General features: G+C 73.3%; 14 protein-coding genes and 1 pseudogene. 8 read left to right on the top strand and 7 right to left on the bottom strand.

All coding sequences use genetic code 11. The annotated features are described in order from the left end of the window. Positions 1–9 precede the first annotated feature (9 nt). The 5 genes from yicI to E6R18_RS28320 all read left to right on the top strand — a co-directional run bounded on the left by yicI (position 10) and on the right by E6R18_RS28320 (position 5,372). On the top strand, positions 10–2,289 hold the full coding sequence (gene yicI / locus E6R18_RS28340) for an alpha-xylosidase (RefSeq protein WP_136319737.1): 2,280 nt from the start codon (positions 10–12) through the stop codon (positions 2,287–2,289). Positions 2,290–2,444: 155 nt separating this feature from the next. Further along, the gene (locus E6R18_RS28335) at positions 2,445–3,014 is read left to right on the top strand and encodes a TetR-like C-terminal domain-containing protein (RefSeq protein ID WP_136319736.1); all 570 of its coding nucleotides are present in this window, start codon (positions 2,445–2,447) and stop codon (positions 3,012–3,014) included. Between the two features lie 52 nt (positions 3,015–3,066). Then, positions 3,067–4,254 (top strand): SGNH/GDSL hydrolase family protein, encoded by a 1,188-nt coding sequence (locus E6R18_RS28330; RefSeq protein WP_136319735.1) that lies wholly within the window; start codon positions 3,067–3,069, stop codon positions 4,252–4,254. Positions 4,255–4,366: 112 nt separating this feature from the next. Continuing rightward, positions 4,367–4,609: a hypothetical protein gene (locus tag E6R18_RS34225; RefSeq protein ID WP_168712462.1), complete on the top strand. Its 243-nt coding sequence runs from the start codon at positions 4,367–4,369 to the stop codon at positions 4,607–4,609. A gap of 94 nt (positions 4,610–4,703) precedes the next feature. Then, entirely contained in the window at positions 4,704–5,372 is a 669-nt protein-coding gene (locus tag E6R18_RS28320; protein ID WP_136319734.1) for a ThuA domain-containing protein, read from the top strand. A gap of 60 nt (positions 5,373–5,432) precedes the next feature. Here the strand turns inward: E6R18_RS28320 and E6R18_RS28315 are convergent, their stop codons facing one another. The 3 genes from E6R18_RS28315 to xylB all read right to left on the bottom strand — a co-directional run bounded on the left by E6R18_RS28315 (position 5,433) and on the right by xylB (position 9,142). Beyond that, positions 5,433–6,269, bottom strand: a complete 837-nt coding sequence (locus E6R18_RS28315; RefSeq protein WP_136319733.1) for a hypothetical protein — start codon at positions 6,267–6,269, stop codon at positions 5,433–5,435. Further along, positions 6,269–7,534 (bottom strand): VWA domain-containing protein, encoded by a 1,266-nt coding sequence (locus E6R18_RS28310; RefSeq protein ID WP_168712461.1) that lies wholly within the window; start codon positions 7,532–7,534, stop codon positions 6,269–6,271. Before E6R18_RS28310 ends, E6R18_RS28315 begins: the two co-directional genes overlap by 1 nt. 117 nt (positions 7,535–7,651) lie before the next feature. Next, on the bottom strand, positions 7,652–9,142 hold the full coding sequence (gene xylB, locus E6R18_RS28305; RefSeq protein ID WP_136319732.1) for a xylulokinase: 1,491 nt from the start codon (positions 9,140–9,142) through the stop codon (positions 7,652–7,654). A gap of 231 nt (positions 9,143–9,373) precedes the next feature. Between xylB and xylA the strand changes: the two genes are divergently transcribed. Then, positions 9,374–10,543 carry a xylose isomerase gene (gene xylA / locus E6R18_RS28300; RefSeq protein ID WP_136319731.1) on the top strand — a complete coding sequence of 390 codons (1,170 nt, stop codon included), beginning with the start codon at positions 9,374–9,376 and terminating at the stop codon, positions 10,541–10,543. 62 nt (positions 10,544–10,605) lie between these two features. Here xylA and E6R18_RS28295 read toward each other — a convergent pair whose 3' ends face one another. The 4 genes from E6R18_RS28295 to E6R18_RS28280 form a co-directional block, all read right to left on the bottom strand. Continuing rightward, entirely contained in the window at positions 10,606–11,847 is a 1,242-nt protein-coding gene (locus E6R18_RS28295) for an ROK family protein (RefSeq protein WP_136319730.1), read from the bottom strand. Between the two features lie 93 nt (positions 11,848–11,940). Continuing rightward, on the bottom strand, positions 11,941–12,594 hold the full coding sequence (locus tag E6R18_RS28290) for a DUF305 domain-containing protein (protein ID WP_136319729.1): 654 nt from the start codon (positions 12,592–12,594) through the stop codon (positions 11,941–11,943). After that, the gene (locus E6R18_RS28285; RefSeq protein ID WP_136319728.1) at positions 12,591–13,241 is read right to left on the bottom strand and encodes a DUF3105 domain-containing protein; all 651 of its coding nucleotides are present in this window, start codon (positions 13,239–13,241) and stop codon (positions 12,591–12,593) included. The genes E6R18_RS28290 and E6R18_RS28285 overlap by 4 nt, the downstream gene beginning before the upstream one ends. Before the next feature lie 89 nt (positions 13,242–13,330). After that, positions 13,331–13,756 carry a hypothetical protein gene (locus E6R18_RS28280; protein ID WP_136319727.1) on the bottom strand — a complete coding sequence of 142 codons (426 nt, stop codon included), beginning with the start codon at positions 13,754–13,756 and terminating at the stop codon, positions 13,331–13,333. A 117-nt stretch (positions 13,757–13,873) separates the two neighbouring features. Between E6R18_RS28280 and E6R18_RS28275 the strand changes: the two genes are divergently transcribed. Beyond that, entirely contained in the window at positions 13,874–14,728 is an 855-nt protein-coding gene (locus tag E6R18_RS28275; RefSeq protein ID WP_136319726.1) for a phospholipid scramblase-related protein, read from the top strand. Between the two features lie 121 nt (positions 14,729–14,849). Next, a pseudogene (locus E6R18_RS28270) lies at positions 14,850–15,482 on the top strand (FUSC family protein); the annotation flags it as partial.

Genomic DNA, 15,482 nt, shown 5'->3' with positions numbered 1-15,482 from the left:
GGAGTCCGCATGAAGTTCACCGACGGCTTCTGGCTCATGCGTGAGGGCGTACGCGCCTCCTACGCGACCGAGATCCGCGATCTGCGCGTCAGTGCCGACCAGTTCACCGCGTACGCCGCGGTCAAACGGGTCGCCGCCCGCGGCGACACCCTCAACACCCCGCTCATCACCGTCGACTGCTTCTCCCCGGCCGAGGGCATCATCGGCGTCCGCACCACGCACCACGCCGGCAAGGCCCGCCGGGGCCCCGACTTCGCCTTCCCCGGCCTCGACCCGGCGGCCGCCGGGGCCCGTACCCGGCAGGACGGGAGCGTCACCGAACTCACCAGCGGGCCGCTGACGTTGCGCATGGACGGCGAGGGCCCCTGGGGCCTGACCTTCCTCGACGCCGAGGGCCGCCGCCTGACCGGGGTCGACACCAAGGGCACCGCCTTCGCCACCACCCCCGACGGTGCCCACCACATGATCGCCCAACTGGCCCTTGAGGTGGGCGAGAACATCTACGGGCTCGGCGAGCGCTTCACCCCGTACGTCAAGAACGGCCAGAGCGTGGACATCTGGCAGGCCGATGGCGGCACCAGCAGCGAACTCGCCTACAAGAACGTCCCGTTCTACCTCTCCTCGCGCGGTTACGGCGTCTTCGTCAACCACCCGGGCAAGGTCTCCTTCGAGGTCGGTTCGGAGTCGGTCGGGCAGGTGCAGTTCAGCGTCGAGGACCAGTCGCTGGAGTTCTACATCGTGGCCGGGCCCACCCCCAAGGAGGTGCTGGCCCGCTACACCGCGCTCACCGGCCGCCCCGCCCTGCCGCCGGCCTGGTCGTTCGGGCTGTGGCTGACGACGTCCTTCTGCACCTCGTACGACGAGGAGACGGTCACCTCGTTCGTGGACGGCATGGCCGAGCGCGGCATCCCGCTCTCCGTCTTCCACTTCGACTGCTTCTGGATGCGCGAGTACCAGTGGTCGGACTTCCTGTGGGACCCGGACGTCTTCCCCGATCCGGAAGGCATGCTGGCCCGGCTCAAGGAACGCGGGCTGCGCATCAGCATGTGGATCAACCCGTACATCGCCCAGAAGTCCGCGCTCTTCGCGGAGGGCGCCGAACTCGGCCACCTCGTCCGCCGCCCCAGCGGAGACGTGTGGCAGTGGGACCTGTGGCAGCCCGGCATGGCCCTGGTCGACTTCACCAGCCCGGCCGCGCGCGAGTGGTACACCGGCAAGCTCCGGGCCCTGCTCGATCAGGGCGTCGACTGCTTCAAGACCGACTTCGGCGAGCGCATCCCCACCGACGTCGTCTGGCACGACGGCTCCGACCCCGAGCGGATGCACAACTACTACGCGCAGATCTACAACAAGACGGTCTTCGAACTCCTGGAGAAGGAGCGCGGCCACGGCGAGGCGGTCCTCTTCGCCCGCTCGGCGACGGCCGGCGGCCAGCAGTTCCCCGTCCACTGGGGCGGCGACTGCTTCGCCTCGTTCACGGCGATGGCCGAGTCACTGCGCGGCGGCCTCTCGCTGAGCCTGTCCGGGTTCGGATTCTGGAGCCACGACATCGGCGGCTTCGAGGGGACCCCCGACCCGGCCGTCTTCAAGCGCTGGCTCGCCTTCGGCCTGCTCTCCTCGCACAGCCGGCTGCACGGCAACGTCTCCTACCGGGTGCCGTGGGAGTTCGGCGAGGAAGCGGTGGACGTCGCCCGGACGTTCACCCTGCTCAAGCACCGGCTGATGCCCTACCTGTACGGGGCCGCCGCCACCGCCCACCGCACGGGCGTCCCGATGATGCGGCCGATGCTGCTGGAGTTCCCCGGCGATCCGGCCACCCGGACGCTGGACCGGCAGTACATGCTCGGCCCGGACCTGCTGGTCGCGCCGGTCTTCACGGAGGACGGCCAGGTCGAGTACTACGTCCCCGAGGGCACCTGGACCCACCTGCTGACCGGCGAGACGATCACCGGTCCCGTCTGGCGCCACGAGACGCACGGCTTCGACAGCCTGCCCGTCCTCGTGCGCCCCGGCGCGGTCCTGCCCTGGGGCGGTGACGACCAGCGCCCCGACGGGGACTGGCTCGACGGGCTCACCCTGCGCGTCTTCGGCGACGCCCCCGAGGGCGACGGCACCTCCGTCACCGTGCCGGACCTGACCGGTGCGGCCGCCGCCACCTTCCGGGTGGTGCGGGACGGAGACACCCTGACCGTCACCTCCGAGCGGATCGACCGCCCCTACCGCGTGGTCGCCGAGGCGACGGGAGCGACGGGGGAGGGCACGGGCACGGTGACGGTGCGCGGCGCCTGAGCGTAAGCGCGGCGGCGGCGGAGGCCCGGGCCCCGCCGCCGCGCCTCGGAGCGACGCGCCATGGAGGCCGTCGAACGCTTGCCTTGAGTACTTCCGAATTTGCCTAAAGGCTTTAGGCGGGCGCATGATGGCCGTCACCGGACGAGGAGGCGACCATGGTGCGTGCGGGCCTGACCGCGGAACGCCTGACCAGGGCGGGAGCCGAGCTGGCCGACGAGGTCGGCTTCGAACAGGTCACCGTGTCGGCGCTCGCCCGGCGGTTCGACGTCAAGGTCGCGAGCCTCTACTCGCACCTGAAGAACTCCCACGACCTGCGGACCCGGATCGCCCTGCTCGCCCTGGAAGAGCTCGCCGACCGGGGCGCCGCCGCGCTGGCGGGCCGGGCCGGCAAGGACGCCCTGAGCGCCTTCGCCGACGTGTACCGCGACTACGCCCGTGAGCACCCCGGCCGTTACGCGGCGGCCCAGATGAAGCTGGACCCCGAAGCGGCGGCGGCCAGTGCGGGCGGCCGGCACGCGCGGATGACCCGGGCGATCCTGCGCGGCTACGACCTGACCGAACCGGACCAGACGCACGCCGTCCGGCTCCTGGGCAGCGTCTTCCACGGCTACGTCAGCCTGGAGGCCCAGGGCGGCTTCAGCCACAGCGCTCCCGACTCGCAGGAGTCCTGGTCCCGGGTCATCGACGCCCTCGACGCCCTCCTCCGGAACTGGCCCGCGCCCTGACGGCCCCGCGCGCGCCCCGGACACCCAGCCCCCAGCGACACCAGGCGGAGACATGAGCACCGACACCCCCGCACCCCTCCCCTTCACCACGCCCGTCACCACCGGCCTCCTGCGCGGAGCGCTCGACGTGGAGCGCACCGACATCGGCCTGCTCCCGCACCGCCTGCCCGCCCGTGCCCGCGCCCAGGCCCCGGACGGGCAGATCGCCCTGGCCGAGGCACAGCCCTCCGGCGTACGACTGGTCTTCCGGACCCGGGCCACCGCCATCGAGCTGGAGGCGCGGCGCACCCGTACCGCCTACCAGGGCGTCCCGCCGAGGCCCGACGGGGTCTACGACCTGCTCGTGGACGGGAAGCTCGTCGCCCGGGGCTCGGCGAGCGGGGGCAACGTGCTCGACGTCGACATGACCACCGGGTCCACGGAGTTCCGCTCCGGGCCGGCGGGCAGCGTGCGGTTCGGCGGGCTCGCCGGCCACGAGAAGGACGTGGAGCTCTGGCTCCCGTACAACGAGCGCACCGAGCTCGTCGCCCTGCGCACCGACGCGCCGGTCACACCGGCAGCCGAGACGGGGCGCAAGGTGTGGCTGCACCACGGCAGTTCCATCAGCCACGGCTCCGACGCCGCGAGCCCGACGACCACCTGGCCCGCGCGTGCGGCCCTCCTGGGCGGTGTCGAGCTGGTCAACCTGGGCCTGGGCGGCAGCGCCCTGCTCGATCCGTTCACCGCACGCGCGATGCGCGACACCCCGGCGGACCTCATCAGCGTCAAGATCGGCATCAACCTTGTCAACGCCGACGTGATGCGACTGCGCGCCTTCGTCCCGGCCGTGCACGGCTTCCTCGACACCCTCCGCGAGGGCCACCCGGACATCCCGCTCCTGGTGATCTCGCCGGTGCTGTGCCCCATCCACGAGGACACCCCCGGTCCCAGCATCCCCGACTTCAGCCGCCTCGGTGAGGGCGAGGTGCGGTTCGTGGCGGCGGGCGACCCCGAGGAGCGGGCGGCCGGAAAGCTGACGCTCGGCGTCATCCGCGAGGAGCTGGCCGGCCTGGTGGAGCAGCGGTCCGCCGACGACCCGTGGCTGCGCTACCTCGACGGCCGCGAGCTCTACGGCGAGACGGACGCGGACGAACTCCCGCTGCCCGACGCGCTCCACCCGGACGCCACCACCCACCTGCGCATGGGCGACCGGTTCGCCCGACTGGCGTTCGGCGCGGACGGCCCGTTCGCCGCCGAGTAACCTCCGGGGCCGGGCGCCCGGCCGCGCATATGACCGCCCTGGCACCGCCCTCCTGGGTGATGCGGCTCATGTCACGGCGCCCGCCGACGAGGTGGCGCACGGAGTCCGCCGTGTGCTGGAGGGTGTGCCGGCCGGTTCGCTCACCGAACCCGCGGTGGTGGGCCGGGTGCTGCCGGTCGCCGAGGTGCTGGGACCCGCCACGCTCGCCTGTCTGTCCGCCGCCGGCTTCCGGCCGTACGGGCGGCCCGGGGCCACCATCGAGAACCTGCCCGTCTGCCTCAGTGGCGGGCACGCCCGGAAGCCTCGCGCCGGGTGGCGAGGGCGCTCGGCTTTCGCGAGCTGGGCAGCCGGCTGAGCGTGCGGCCGGGCGGCGCCGCGGGCTCCTGACCGAGGAGACCGTGCGGGTCCGGGATCATGGGCAGCCCGTCCCCGCGCCCCCGGAGCCACCGATGCCACAGCCGTACAGCCCGTCCCGGATCCTCGTCTTCACCCGCACCACGGACTACCGTCACGACTCGATCCCCGACGGCGTCGCCGCGTTCCGGGCCCTCGGCGCGGAGCACGGGTTCGCGGTGGACGCGACCGAGGACCCGGCGGTGTTCGAGGAGGGGGTGCAGGAGTACGCGGCGGTGGTCTTCCTCTCCACGAGCGGGGAGGTCCTGACGGCCGCCGGGCGCGCCGGCCTCCGGGCGTACTGCGCGGGGGGCGGCGGTTTCATGGGGGTGCACGCGGCGGCCTGCACGGAGTACGACTGGCCGTTCTACGGAGAGCTGTTGGGCGCCCGGTTCGACCGCCACCCCGCCTTCCAGCCGGGCACCCTCGTCATCGAGGACCAGGACCACGCGGCCACCGCCCACCTGGGCGCCACCTGGGAGTTCACCGATGAGTGGTACGAGTTCCGGGACAGCCCGCGCGGCCGGGCGCACGTACTCGCCTCCGCCGACGCCGCCTCCTACGAGGGCGGTGCGGGGAGCGATCACCCTCTCGTGTGGACCCGTGAACACGGCGGGGCGCGGGTCTTCTACACGGCGCTCGGACACGCCGCCCAGGCGTACACCGACCCGGACTTCCTCGCCCACCTCCTGGGCGGGCTCCGCCATGTGATGCCGGCGCCGTGACGCGCCGGCGCCCGCCGGAGCGGCCCGTGGCATACGGGCCGGTCCGGCGGGCGGACTGCGTCAGACGCCCGGCGGCACCCGGGACGGGCGGCCGTTGCCGCGCGTCAGGGAGTAGCCGAAGACGGCCGTGAGGGCGGCGAGGACCCCGCCGCCCGCCGTCCACAGCCAGCGGCTGGTCCACCAGCCCGAGGACCAGCCGTCCTCGGGCTCACCCGCGAGCGCGACCGGCTCGGCGGAGGCGTCCGAGTCGTCCGATGCCTGCTCGGCCGAGGACACCCCGGGCACCAGCGGCTTCGACAGGGTGCCGTCGACATCGGCGGAGCCGCCCTGGTCCTTGGAGGTGACCCGGACCTCGGTGTGCACCGGCAGGCCGAGGTCGGCCGAGGCCAGGTCCACGACGGTGAGGCGGACGTAATAGCTGCCCGGCAGCGGGTCGTTGGCCCACGGCTCGGCCAGGGCCCGGACGGTGCGCAGCACGCAGGTCAGCTCGACCGAGGCGGCGTCGGACCCGGCCCTGCCCGTCTGCTTGCCGTACATGCATGCCTGGCGGCGGCGCAGCCCGTCGTACACGTCGACCTGCCAGGTCTGCGCCCCGTGCCGGGTGGCGCTCTCGGGCAGCGTCACCTTGGCGGTGACCGTGGCGCGCTGCCCGGCGTCGGCCGGGAAGACCCAGTACAGGTAGTCGCCGGTGGACGCCCCGGCGGTGGCGGTCTCGTCCTGCTGGAGGGCCGTTGCGGTCCGGAAGGCGGTGCCGGCCTCGGTGGGGCCGGAGCCGTCACCGGACGCGCTCGGGCTCGGGCTCGCCGACGCGTCGTCGGCCGCGGCGGCACCCGCCCCGGTCAGCAGGGCCAGGCCGGTCAGCAGCGCGCCCGCGAGCACGCGTCTCGTACGGGACATCAGTTGGTCCTCCAGACAGCGACGCGCCAGCGCGAGATCCAGCCGATGAGCAGGCCCGCGATCAGGCCGGTCAGGGCGAGCGCGCCCAGCAGCCACCAGCCGTGGCCCAGGCCGAACGCCGCGACGTCGGACGCCTCGTCGGGCCCGTCCACCAGGTCGATGGTCAGTTCGATCGGCATGCCGGGGGCGGTCTTCACCGAGGCAGGGGCCGAGAAGGAGTTGCTGACCTGGAGGCAGACGGTCTCCGCGGTCTTCTCGTCGTCGTCCAGCTCGGCCTTCGGGTAGCGCAGCCCGGACGAGATGGCGTCGGTGCGCCCGGTGCCGGACTCGGAGCCCCGCACGATCTCGCGGCCGTGCACGGTGACCGCGCGCAGCAGCATCCCGTAGTCGTTGTTGACGGCGCGGTCGGCGAAGACGCTGACGGAGGCGCGCAGTTCCTGGCCGGGGAGCACGTCGACCTTGTACCAGCGGTGCTCGGCGAACTTCTCGCGGTCGGTGTAGAGGCCCGGCTTGAGCTCGGGGGCGTCCGTGCAGCTGTCGGCGCCCTTGGTGGCGACCGGGGTGACGACGGGCTCAGCCGCCCGGTCCACCAACTGCTTGACGCGGCCGGAGAGTTCGTCGGTGTGCTGGACGGCGGTGTACGTGCCGCCGGTGGCCTCGGCGATGCAGGTCAGCTGCTGGCGGATCTTCGCGTTCGGCACCAGGCCGAGGGTGTCGATGACCAGGTGGATGCCGCGCGCCGCGATGTCGCGGGCGACCTCGCACGGGTCGAGCGGGCCGCAGGTGTCCTCGCCGTCGCTGATCAGCACGATCCGGCGGGTGGAGTCGCCGCCCTCCAGGTCGTCGGCGGCGCCCAGCAGGGCCGGCCCGATCGGGGTCCAGCCGGTGGGGGCCAGCGTGGCGACGGCGGTCTTCGCCTCGGTACGGTCCAGCGGGCCGACCGGGTAGAGCTGCCTGGTGTCCTTGCAGCCCACCTTGCGGTCGTCGCCCGGGTAGTCGGCACCGAGCGTGCGGATGCCGAGCTGCACCTGCTCCGGCACCGCGTCCAGGACCTCGTTGAACGCCTGCTTCGCCGCCGTCATCCGGGACTGGCCGTCGATGTCCCGGGTCCGCATGGAGCCGCTGACGTCGAGCACCAGCTCGACCTTGGGGGAGGCTTTGGCGGGGGTTTCATCGGCCGATGCGGGGAGCGCCGAGCCGAGCCCGGCGGTCAGGGTGGCGAGCAGGATGCCCACCCCGACCGTCAGCCTTCTTCTTATGATCATCGCCGGATAGTAGTGAACATCAGTTCGCTATCCAAAACGGCTGGTTGGGGCCGCCCGCGATGGCCGGTTGGGGCCGCCCGCGCGGACGCCGGGCGCACGGCGGCCCCTGACCGCCGGTCAGCCGGTGCGGTCCCCGCCCAGCAGGGGTCCCGCCGCGCGTTCCAGTACGGAACCGACCCGGTCCCAGGCCGTCAGATCCCTTTCCACCGGCTCCAGGAGCAGGTCCGCGCCGGTGTCCCAGCCGGCCGCGACGGCGACCGGGTCCGCACCCGTGGCCGCCGAGGCGGCGAGCGCCGCCGCACCGAGCGCGACCAGTTCGCCGGCGCCCGGCACGGTCACCGGCCGCCCGGAAAGGCGCCGTACGGTCTCCACCCACATGCGCCCCTGCGCCCCGCCGCCGATCAGCCGCAGCGGCCGGCCGGCCACCTCGGGGTCGGCCGGGTCGAGCCCGCAGGCCCGCAGCAGCTCGTCCAGCGCTCGCAGCACGGTGACCACCGCGCCCTCGTAGGCGGCGCCGAGCAGCTGCTGCGGGGTGGTGTCGTGGCGCAGCCCGGTGAGGAGGCCGGCGGCGGTGGGCAGGTCCGGGGTGCGCTCGCCGTCCAGGTAGGGGAGGAGCACGGCCTCGCCGCCGGGCACCGCGTCATTGCGGTCCAGGCCGAGCAGGGCGGCGACCTTGTCCACGGCGAGCGTGCAGTTGAGGGTGCAGGCCAGCGGCAGATACGTGCCGTCCGCCGCCGCGAACCCCGACAGCGCGGCCGACGCCGGCCTGGTCCGGGAGGCGGCGAAGACCGTGCCCGATGTGCCCAGGCTGAGGACCGGGTGGTCGAGGAGCCCGGCGCCGCCGAGGCCGAGCCCGACGGCGGCGCTCATGTTGTCCCCGGTGCCCGCCGCGACGGCGATCCCGGCGGGCAGCCCGAGCGCCTCGGCGGCCGCCTGTGTCAGCGAACCGGCCCGGTCCCCGCCGCTCGCCGCCACCTCGGGCAGCAGTGCCGCGTCGAGGCCGAGCAGCGCGAGCAGTTCCGGGTCGTAGGCGCCGGTCGCCGTGGAGTACCAGCAGGTGCCCGACGCGTCGCCGGGGTCGGTGACGGCCCGGCCCGACAGCCGCTCGGTCAGGAAGTCGTGGGGGAGGCGGATCGCGGCCGCCGCCGAGGCGGTCTCCGGCTCGTTCTCCCGCAGCCACTGCCACTTCGACGCGGTCATCGCGGCCACCGGGACCGACCCGGTGCGCGCGGTCCAGGCGTCGGGGCCGCCGAGCGCGGCGGTGAGGGCCGCGGCCTGCGGGGCGGAGCGGGTGTCGTTCCACAGCAGGGCCGGGCGCAGCGGGCGGCCCTCGCCGTCCAGGACGACCAGGCCGTGCTGCTGTCCGGCGACCGCGATCCCCGCGATGTCCGCCGCCGCGACGCCGGACTCCTTCAGCCCGGCGGCGACCGCGTCGCGCAGGGCCTGCCACCACACCTCGGGGTCGCTCTCGCGCGCCCCGTTCTCGCCGGTGACGACGTGCGGGGCGCGGCCGACGGCGAGCAGCCGGCCGCTGGCGGTGTCGACGAACGCCGCCTTGGTGGACTGGGTGGAGCTGTCCACACCGATGACGACGGTATGCGGCGGCATGGCTGACCTCATTCGCTGACGTGTATTTGATCGTACGGAAAACAAATTACGTGATCGAACCCGCCCGGACCAGGGCCCGTTCCGCATTTCCGGCGGCGGCGCGCGGAGGTCTTCGCCCCGGGGGCTTTACGTCACACGGGCGGCCCGTGCATGATTAGTCATGACAGTGAACAAATTGAGGTTCGGCCGCCCGACCGGCTGCGGACCCACGGCCCCGAAGGCGGCACCACCATGACGGAACGCTTCGCACCGACCCCCGAGGACAAGTTCACCTTCGGTCTGTGGACCGTGGGCTGGCAGGGCCGGGACCCCTTCGGCGACGCGACCCGCACCGCGATCGACCCGGTCGACTCCGTCCAGCGCCTCGCGGAGCTGGGCGCCTACGGGGTGACCTTCCACGACGACGACCTGATCCCGTTCGGCTCGACGGACTCCGAGCGCGAGGGCATCGTCAAGCGCTTCCGCCAGGCGCTGGACGCGGCCGGCCTCGTCGTCCCGATGGCGACGACGAACCTCTTCACCCACCCCGTCTTCAAGGACGGCGCCTTCACCGCCAACGACCGCGACGTCCGCCGCTACGCGCTGCGAAAGACGATCCGCAACATCGACCTCGCCGTCGAGCTGGGCGCCACCACCTACGTCGCCTGGGGCGGGCGCGAGGGCTCCGAGTCGGGCGCGGCCAAGGACATCCGCGTCGCCCTCGACCGCATGAAGGAGGCGTTCGACCTGCTGGGCGACTACGTCACCGAGCAGGGCTACGACCTCAAGTTCGCCATCGAGCCCAAGCCCAACGAGCCCCGCGGCGACATCCTGCTCCCCACCATCGGCCACGCCCTCGCCTTCATCGAGCGCCTGGAGCGCCCCGAGATGGTGGGCGTCAACCCCGAGGTCGGCCACGAGCAGATGGCCGGGCTGAACTTCCCGCACGGCATCGCCCAGGCCCTGTGGGCGGGCAAGCTCTTCCACATCGACCTCAACGGCCAGTCCGGCATCAAGTACGACCAGGACCTCCGCTTCGGCGCCGGCGACCTGCGCCAGGCGTTCTGGCTCGTCGACCTCCTGGAGAACTCCGACTACGCCGGCCCCCGCCACTTCGACTTCAAGCCGCCGCGCACCGAGGACTACGACGGCGTCTGGGCCTCGGCCGCGGGCTGCATGCGCAACTACCTGATCCTCAAGGAGCGCGCCGCGGCCTTCCGCGCCGACCCGGCCGTCCAGGAGGCCCTGCGCGCCTCCCGCCTGGACGAGCTGGCCCAGCGCACCGCCGAGGACGGCGTGGCCGGACTGCTCGCCGACCGCTCCGCCTTCGAGGAATTCGACGTGGACGCGGCGGCCGCGCGCGGCATGGCGTTCGAGGCCCTGGACCAGCTGGCGATGGACCACCTGCTCGGCGTCCGCTGACACCACCGGGCACGAGGAGGGGGCGGACGCGCCGTGCGTCCGCCCCCACCTTCGCGTACCCCTCAGGCCATCGCCCGGCCCGCGTACGCCACCGGGTCGGCCAGCACGTCCGTCATCACCAGCGCCGCCGCGCCCCGCGCCGCGTCACCCGCCACGGACGACGCCCGCAGCCTGCCCCCGCCCGGGGACCACAGCCCGGAGACCACCCGGCCGGTCAGCTCCTCGTCGGCGGGCGCCGACAGCCACGGCATCAGGTTCCGGTAGATCCCGCCGAGCACCACCGCGTCCGGGTCCAGCAGGTTGACCGCCCCCGACAGCACCCGCCCCAGCATCCGGCCGGCCTCCGCCACCGCGCCGACCGCCCGCTCGTCGCCCGCCCGCACCCGCTTCTCCAGCTCGGCGACCGCGAGCCCGCCGCCGCCCCCCTCGATCCCGGCCGCCCGCAGCAGCGCCGCCTGCCCCGCGTACTGCTCCAGGCAGCCGCGCGAACCGCACCGGCACTGCGGACCGCGCGGGTCCACCACCACATGGCCGATCTCCCCGGCGAAGCCGTGCGCTCCGCGCAGCAGCTCGCCGTCGATGACCAGGGCACCGCCCACGCCGATCTCGCCGGTCAGATAGAGGAAGCTGCGCACGCGGTCCAGGCCGCCGAACCACAGCTCGGCCAGGGCCGCGAGATTCGCCTCGTTCTCCGAGCGGACCGGCAGCTCCTGGTGGCCGCGCTCGGCGGCCAGCGAGGCGGCGAACAGCTCCTCGGCCGGCACCTGGTTCCAGCCCAGGTTGGGCGCCTGGCGCACCGCGCCGCCCGAGACCAGGCCGGGCAGGGCCAGGGCCACACCGACCGGGAACAGCTCCTGCTCACGCGCCGAATCCAGGGTGCGCGCGGCGATCCGGGCCGCCCGCGCCAGCACCTCGGCGGGCGGGGTGCCCCGGTTGTCGAGATGCTCGGTGAGCCGGACCCGGCCGGTGCCGGCCAGGTCGACCACGCACACCGACACGTAGTCGATGTTGACCTCCACCCCGAGCCCGGCCGGTCCGGTGCGGGCCGTCTTGAGCGCGGTCCCGGGGCGGCCGGCCTGACCGCTGAACGTCTTGCCGGACTCGGTGAGGAACCCGCTCTCCAGCAGCTGCTCGACGAGCGAGGACACGGCGGCCCGGGTCAGCCCCACGCGCGCGGCGACACCGGCCCGGGTCGCCTCCCCCTCGCCCTCGTCGCGGACGGCCCGCAGCACGAGGCTCAGGTTGCTGCGCCGGACGGTGTCCTTGTCGGCCTTGGGCCCCAGCGGTGTGAGGTTGCTCTTCATATCGGTCCTGAGCCTATGCGATTCCGTACGTCAGTACGGGCGCGATCCGGGCGGACCGGGCCCCGCCGACCAGGCGGGACCCGGCAGCGGCGCTCAGGACGCGGACGCCCCGCGCTCCTTGAGCATGTCGGCCATGAGCGCGATCTCCGAGCGCTGGCCCAGGACCATGCCCGAGGCCAGGTTCTTGATCTCCTCGGTGCCCGCCGACGCGGCGGCCGCCTCGGCCATCTCGGCGCCGGCCTCGTGGTGCGCGGTCATCAGCTTCAGGAAGCGCACCTCGGCGTCCTCGCCCTCGGCCGCCCGCAGGGCGTCCAGTTCGGCGTCGGTCGCCATGCCGGGCATCAGCGCGCCGTCCCCGCGCGGCGTGAAGGAGTGCCCCATCCAGGCCATGGGCGGTCCGGGGGAGCTCTTCGCCCGCCCCCACATCTCCAGCCAGCCCAGCAGCATGCCGCGCTGGTTGGCCTGGGTGTTGATGATGTCGAACGCCAGCCGGCGCACCGCCTCGTCCGAGGTGCCGTCCCGGACGATGAACGCCATCTCGACCGCCTGCTGGTGGTGGACCGCCATGTCGCGCGCGAACCCCACATCGGCCGAGGAGTCGGCGGGCGCCGACGCGGAAGCCGCCGGGGAGGCGGGCGACGACGTCGAGGGCCGTACGAGCATCAGCGCGACCAGCGCGAGCGCCAGCAGCAGTACGGCCCCGCCGGCCAGGACCAGTGGCCGCGACGTGCGCGGATCGGATGTCACTTGTCGATCCCTCCGGTGCAGGCGGCGCCCGGCTCCGGGGTCTGCGGGCCCTGCACGTACTTGGTGAAGAACTGCGCGACCCGGGCGTCCGAGGCGCTCTTCACGGTCAGCTGCTTCCCCCAGGCGCTGAGCATCAGCGGCGCCGCCTGGTCCTCGACCGGGCTCATCAGAGAGTACGGGGTGGCCGACACCCGCTCCGTGAGCTTCTTCACGTCGGCGGGGGACGCCTCACTGGTGTACGTCACCCACACCGCGCCGTGCTCCAGCGAGTGCACGGCGTTCTCCTTCGGTATCGCCGCGGTGTAGACGTCACCGTCGCAGTTCATCCACACCGGGTCGTGGTCGCCGCCGACCGGCGGGTTCATCGGGTAGTCGACCTTCTTCTCCACGTGGTTCTGCGTGAGCTCGTCCCAGCTCTTCTCGCCCTCGACGGGCGAGGACTTCGCGGCCGCCCCGGCCTTGTCCTGCTCATCGGCGGCGTTCATCAGATAACCGCCCCCGGCGACGAGGCCGGCGACCACGAGGACGCCGACGGTGAGCGTGATGATGCGGGAGCGGCGCTCGCGGGCCCGCTCCTGACGGCGGGCCTCCTCCAGCTTGGCGCGGCGGGCGGCGGTGGCGGTGTTCTGCTTGTCGGCGGAAGCCATGACGGGTCCTCGGGTTCATCGGATCGGCACAGGACGGACGGCGCGCGGGGGAGAGCCCCGCACGCGGGCAGGGGAGATCCCCGGCCGTCCTAGATCCGCTGAACCTGGAGCCGTAGCCGGTCGACGCCGCCGACGGCGTCGTTGGAGGGGCCCCGGATGCCCGCGCCGCCGGTGCGGAGCCGGGCCGGGAGGACCGCGACGGCTGCCGACGGGATCGCGGCCGGAGCCGGCTGGCCGGGCAGCACGGTCGGCGTCGAGTGCTCCGAGGTGCCGTGGCAGGAATCACCCGCGCCCCGGTCGCGTGGGGCGTCGACCACCACGGGCCGTGCCGCCGCCGTGAGGTCCGTCCACGGAGCGAGGGCGGACGCGGGGGCGAACAGGCGGGAAGAGGGGTCCTCCCGCGGAGCCTGCGGTGAGCAGCAGGAGACCAGCGCGACCAGGACGAACACGCAGGCGAGCACCACCGGCACGCCGGCGCCGCGCAGCCGGTCCGCGCCCTCGCTCACCCTCGTCACGCGGCACATCGTACGCGGTGCGTGAAGATTCAAGCAGTGCGGGACGGTGTCCGGCCGAACCTGTGGATCCACGGGCGAGGGGGTTCCGCTTCCGGGGGGCCGGGATAGTGTGCCCCGGTGACAACGCAATCGAACGTATCTGCGGGCTGGTATCCCGATCCGCACGGCGCCCCTCAGCTGCTGCGCTACTGGGACGGCTCCCAGTGGACCGAGCACACCAACCCCGCGGGTGGCGGCCGGCCGCAGGCCCCCGTGCAGCCCCAGGCCCCCGCCCAGCCGCAGGCCCCCGCGCAGCTCCAGGCTCCCGCGCAGCCCCAGGCTCCGGCGGCCGCGCAGCCCTCGGTGCCCCCGCAGGGCGGTGCTCCCGGCGGCGGCTCGCTCTTCAACCAGCAGGTCCTGGTGGTGAACCAGAAGGCCAAGCTGATCGAGGTGACGAACGAGTACCGCGTCTTCGACCAGCACGGCAACACCATCGGTTCCGTCGTCCAGGTCGGGCAGGGCGCCCTGCGCAAGGTGCTGCGGTTCCTCACCAGCATCGACCAGTACCTGACCCACCGGCTGGAGATCCGCGACGCCCACGGGCAGCCGCAGCTGCTGCTGACCCGGCCGGCGAAGTTCATCAAGTCCAAGGTCGTCGTGCAGCGCCCGGACGGGCAGCCGGTCGGTGAGATCGTCCAGCAGAACGCCATCGGCAAGATCAATTTCGCGATCATGGCCGACGGGCGGCAGGTCGGCGCGATCAAGGCCGAGAACTGGCGGGCCTGGAACTTCGCGATCGTCGACCACAACGACGCCGAGATAGCCCGGATCACCAAGACCTGGGAAGGTCTCGCGAAGACGCTGTTCACGACGGCGGACAACTACGTCCTCCAGATCCACTACCAGCTGCCCGAGCCGCTGCTGAGCCTGGTGGTGGCGACGGCCCTGACCGTGGACACCGCGCTCAAGCAGGACGCCCGCGGCCTGGGCTGAGCCCCCTCCCGGACACACCACCGCCCGCGCCCCTCCGCACGAGGAGCGCGGGCGGTGGTGTGTCCGGGCATCGGTTCCGTTCCAAGTGTTTTACTTGTGTAATACCTGTTAAGGTATATGAGTGAGTGATACGAGCATCAGGTTCCGCAGGCCCGCCGTCCGCAGGCTCCCGCTGACCGCCCCGCTGCGTCTGGCCCGGCCCTCGGACATGTGGTTCAAGCCGGCCGGCAGCGTCGTCGTGGCCACGGCGATACCTAACCTGGTGCTGCTCTCGCTGGGCCGTCTCGACCTGGTGATGTACACGATGGCCGGCTCGCTCTGCGCGCTGTACGGCCACAACCTCCCGTACGCCCGCCGCGCCGGCACCGTCGCCGCCGTGGTGCTCGGCATGACCGCCGGCCTGGGCGCCGCTCTTGTCGTCGCCTCGCTGACCGGCTCGGCCGCCGTGCTGATCGCCGTCGGCGCGCTCCTGGCGGCCGGGCAGAAGCTCCTGTGCGACGCCTCCCGGGTCGGGCCCCCGGGGCCGGTGATCTTCACCTTCGTCAGCTCCGCGGCCCTGTTCGTCCCGCAGACGCTCGGTCAGGTCCCAGGACACCTCGCCCTCACCCTCGGCGCGGGCGCGGTCTCCTGGCTCGTCGCCGTCGTCGCCCCCGCCCTGATCCGCCGCGACGGACCCGAACGCCGCGCGACCGCCCGCGCCCTCGACGCCGCCGCCGCGCACGCCGCCGCACCCGGCCACGCCACCCGGCGCGCC

The sequence above is a fragment of the Streptomyces sp. A1277 genome (genome assembly GCF_004795015.1).
In the GTDB taxonomy this organism is placed as follows: Bacteria; Actinomycetota; Actinomycetes; order Streptomycetales; family Streptomycetaceae; genus Streptomyces.
The sequence above is the reverse complement of the archived record's forward strand: the minus strand, read 5'-3'. Positions and strand labels throughout refer to the sequence as shown.

What these genes read in the sequence shown, in the direction of transcription:
- xylB (WP_136319732.1), bottom strand. Translation starts at nt 9,142, where the DNA reads ATGCCGCCGCATACCGTCGTCATCGGTGTGGACAGCTCCACCCAGTCC.
- xylA (WP_136319731.1), top strand. Translation starts at nt 9,374, where the DNA reads ATGACGGAACGCTTCGCACCGACCCCCGAGGACAAGTTCACCTTCGGT.
- yicI (WP_136319737.1), top strand. Translation starts at nt 10, where the DNA reads ATGAAGTTCACCGACGGCTTCTGGCTCATGCGTGAGGGCGTACGCGCC.
- E6R18_RS28320 (WP_136319734.1), top strand. Translation starts at nt 4,704, where the DNA reads ATGCCACAGCCGTACAGCCCGTCCCGGATCCTCGTCTTCACCCGCACC.
- E6R18_RS28315 (WP_136319733.1), bottom strand. Translation starts at nt 6,269, where the DNA reads ATGTCCCGTACGAGACGCGTGCTCGCGGGCGCGCTGCTGACCGGCCTG.
- E6R18_RS28330 (WP_136319735.1), top strand. Translation starts at nt 3,067, where the DNA reads ATGAGCACCGACACCCCCGCACCCCTCCCCTTCACCACGCCCGTCACC.
- E6R18_RS28285 (WP_136319728.1), bottom strand. Translation starts at nt 13,241, where the DNA reads ATGGCTTCCGCCGACAAGCAGAACACCGCCACCGCCGCCCGCCGCGCC.
- E6R18_RS28295 (WP_136319730.1), bottom strand. Translation starts at nt 11,847, where the DNA reads ATGAAGAGCAACCTCACACCGCTGGGGCCCAAGGCCGACAAGGACACC.
- E6R18_RS28310 (WP_168712461.1), bottom strand. Translation starts at nt 7,534, where the DNA reads ATGATCATAAGAAGAAGGCTGACGGTCGGGGTGGGCATCCTGCTCGCC.
- E6R18_RS28335 (WP_136319736.1), top strand. Translation starts at nt 2,445, where the DNA reads ATGGTGCGTGCGGGCCTGACCGCGGAACGCCTGACCAGGGCGGGAGCC.